Here is a 2,613-nt window from a genome sequence, read left to right as displayed (position 1 = left end):
GCCGGCGATGGGGTGCATCAGGTCTGGTTGCGTGAACGCAACCGCACCTTGGGCTGGTTTGCCCGGATGGCTACCCAACTCAGCCCCTATCATCGGCAGTTGTTGGCCGTGGAACGGCAGATGTTTGCCTCCCCACGCCTGCGGATGGTGATCTGCAACTCGCAGATGGTGCAACGGGAGATCCAAGAGTGTTTTGCTCTCTCTGCCGATAAACTGCAGGTGATCTATAGCGGTGTCGATAGCGAACGCTTTCATCCGCGTTTGGCTGATCAATGGCGCCAGAAGATACGCCAGCAATGGTCCATTGGCGAAGAGAAAATCCTGCTATTGCTGGTGGGCTCTGGTTTTGTGCGCAAAGGGGTGCCCATTGCTCTGCAGACCCTGACCCACCTGCCCCAGAACTTTCATCTGCTGGTGGTGGGAGAGGATCGGGATCTGCGGGGCATGCAGCAGCAGGCGCAACGTCTGGGCGTGGCAGGTCAGGTCACCTTTACCGGTGGCCAGCGCCAAGTAGAGCCATTTTATGGCGCAGCCGATATCCTACTCCTGCCTACCCGCTATGATCCCTTTCCCAATGTGGCCCTGGAAGGAATGGCCGCCGGTTTGCCCATCATCACCACTCTGCAATGTGGTGCCTCTGATCTGCTCCGCCATGGCGAAAATGGCTTGCTCGGTGATGCGCTGGATCGGCAGCGTTTGCAGGATAATATCCTGCTCCTGCAGGATGCGGCTAAACGACAGCACATGGGGAAAGCGGCACGGGAAACGGTCTTGCCTCTGACCTTGGAGGCGATGAGTGCAGCCCTGCTGCAACTCTATCGCCGTCTGTTGCAATAATTCCTCTGCCCAGGAAAAAAGAGGCTTGCCCTCTGCAGAAACAGACCGCACACTTCCCTTTTTAGCGCAACTTCTCTTCTGGATCGTCTCCGCTTATGCCCATGTGGTCTCCCTCACCGCTTGTTCGCCGTCGCTGGCGGCGTTTTCAGGCCCATCGCCGCGGCTTCCATTCGCTGTGGATCTTTGCACTCTTGTTTGTGCTCTCCCTGGGGGCGGAGCTGCTGGCTAACGACAAGCCGCTGTTGATCCATTATCAAGGCTCCTACTATTTTCCCCTCTGGCAGAGCTATCCCGAAACCACCTTCGGCGGTGATTTTGCAACCGAAGCCGACTATCGGGATCCCTATATTTTATCGCGCCTGCAACAAAGCCCCAATTGGCTGCTCTTTCCACCGATTCCCTACCGTTTTGATACCATCGATGGCCAACTGCGCCACCCCGCTCCGGCGCCTCCCGACCGCCAACATCTTTTGGGAACCGATGATCGGGCCCGCGATATCGTGGCGCGTCTGCTCTATGGCTTTCGTTTGTCGGTGCTCTTTGCCCTCACTTTGACCTTGATCGGTACCCTGCTGGGTATCCTCGCCGGTGCGGTGCAAGGCTATTTTGGCGGCTATACCGATCTGTTGTTGCAACGGCTGATCGAAATCTGGGGCTCCATGCCAGAGTTGTATCTGTTGATTATTTTTGCCAGCTTGTTCAATCCGAGCCTGCTGTTGTTGATCCTCCTGCTCTCGCTGTTTGGCTGGATGAGTTTGGCCGATTATGTGCGGGCCGAATTTTTGCGGGCGCGCAACATGGCCTATGTCAAGGCCGCACGCGCCATGGGTGCAACCGATCAAACCATCATGTTTCGCCACCTTCTGCCCAACGCCATGACCCCAGTGATCACCTTTTTACCCTTTCGTATCTCCGGCACCATTCTGGCCTTGACCAGCCTCGATTTTTTAGGGTTGGGAGTGCCCCCCTCGACGCCCAGTCTGGGTGAGCTGTTGCAACAGGGTAAAGCCAACATGGAGGCATGGTGGATCTCTCTGTCCACATTTACAGTCTTGGTTACCATGATGCTGCTGCTCAATTTTATCGGCGAAGCGTTACGGGATGCCATGGATCCACGCAAGGAGAGTTGAATGAGCATACCCCTGTTGCGTGTGGATAACTTGCAGGTGCACTTTCGCGGCGAAGCCGGGATCGTTCCGGCAGTACGCGGCATCTCTCTGACCATCCAGCCAGGGGAAACGGTCGCCCTGGTCGGCGAATCAGGCAGCGGCAAGAGTGTGGCCGCTCTCTCTCTGTTGCAGTTATTGCCTGGCAACGCCATCGTGCAAGCCAATGGGCTCTATTTGCGCGACAGGGAGATTCGTGACCTGGCGCCAGAGGCGTTGCGCCACTTGCGCGGTGAACAGATTGCGATGATCTTTCAGGAGCCGATGACCGCCATGAACCCAGTGCAACCGATCTTTCGCCAATTGGCGGAGTCCTTTGCACCGCAGGGCGTGGCGGCAGCGGAGAGAGGAAAATTGCGTGAACGGGCTCTGGAGCTGCTGGCCCTGACCGGAATCACTGATCCTGAACAAAAGCTGGATGCCTATCCACACCAGCTCTCCGGTGGACAACGACAACGGGTGATGATTGCCATGGCGCTGGCTCGGCGCCCGGCTTTGTTGATCGCCGATGAGCCCACCACCGCCCTCGATGTGACCATTCAGGCACAGATTTTAGAGCTGTTGTCCCGGTTGCAACGGGAGTTGGGAATGGCCATGCTCCTGATTACCC

Annotated in this window: 3 protein-coding genes; all 3 read left to right on the top strand. The window is 57.1% G+C overall.

The genetic code is table 11. The annotated features are described in order from the left end of the window. A partial coding sequence (locus tag EJP87_RS15315; RefSeq protein WP_130472730.1) for a glycosyltransferase family 4 protein occupies positions 1-837 on the top strand: 837 nt, incomplete at its 5' end. Positions 838-932: 95 nt separating this feature from the next. Continuing rightward, a complete protein-coding gene (locus EJP87_RS15310; protein WP_130472729.1) occupies positions 933-1,967 on the top strand; it encodes an ABC transporter permease in 1,035 nt (344 codons plus the stop codon). Next, a partial coding sequence (locus tag EJP87_RS15305) for an ATP-binding cassette domain-containing protein (RefSeq protein ID WP_130472728.1) occupies positions 1,968-2,613 on the top strand: 646 nt, incomplete at its 3' end.

The organism is Candidatus Magnetaquicoccus inordinatus (assembly GCF_004217665.1).
Classification (GTDB): Bacteria; Pseudomonadota; Magnetococcia; order Magnetococcales; family Magnetaquicoccaceae; genus Magnetaquicoccus; species Magnetaquicoccus inordinatus.
The sequence above is the reverse complement of the archived record's forward strand: the minus strand, read 5'-3'. Positions and strand labels throughout refer to the sequence as shown.